General features: G+C 44.7%; 1 protein-coding gene and 1 pseudogene. Both read right to left on the bottom strand.

Features of this window, described 5'->3' with window-relative positions; translation table 11 throughout:
* Positions 1–404: ATP-binding cassette domain-containing protein (locus tag BCU12_RS11295; RefSeq protein WP_133153872.1), on the bottom strand; the 404-nt coding region annotated here is incomplete at its 3' end.
* Positions 401–514: pseudogene (locus BCU12_RS11300) on the bottom strand (peptide ABC transporter ATP-binding protein); the annotation flags it as partial. The pseudogene BCU12_RS11300 and the gene BCU12_RS11295, both read right to left, overlap by 4 nt.

Consider the following 514-nt stretch of genomic DNA (forward strand, 5'->3'; position numbering starts at 1 on the left):
CGTCTTAATGTCTCTTTTACACGTTTAACACGAGCTTCCGGAGGCATACTCGTGTTCCGCTTGAGCGGGCCCTCCAAAATGTTACCAATTTGAATTCTTGGGTTGAGTGAAGTATTAGGGTCCTGGAAGATCATGCGAATCAACTTACAGCGAGTGGCATAATCCTTGTGCTCCAACAATTCACCATTAACTCGAATATGGCCAGAAGTGGGTTCAACCATTCCTGATAGCATTCTTGCCAATGTTGACTTACCTGAACCGTTTTTACCGATAAAACCAATGGTCTGCCCGGCATCAAGCGAAAAGCTGACAGGCTTAACAGCGTGCTGGACCTTTTTGCGAAAAAGCCCTGAACGGGTGACGAAATCTTTTTTTAGTCCATTGACTTCTAACAGTGCGCTCAAGATTTTTTCTCCATATTCAGAGGGAAGTGACAAGCAAATTTATGGTGTTTGATGCGCCTTGTCTGAGGAATTTCGACACATTTCTTTTGCGCATAAGGGCACCTAGGACC

This window comes from Vibrio sp. 10N.261.55.A7 (assembly GCF_002877365.1).
In the GTDB taxonomy this organism is placed as follows: domain Bacteria; phylum Pseudomonadota; class Gammaproteobacteria; order Enterobacterales; family Vibrionaceae; genus Vibrio.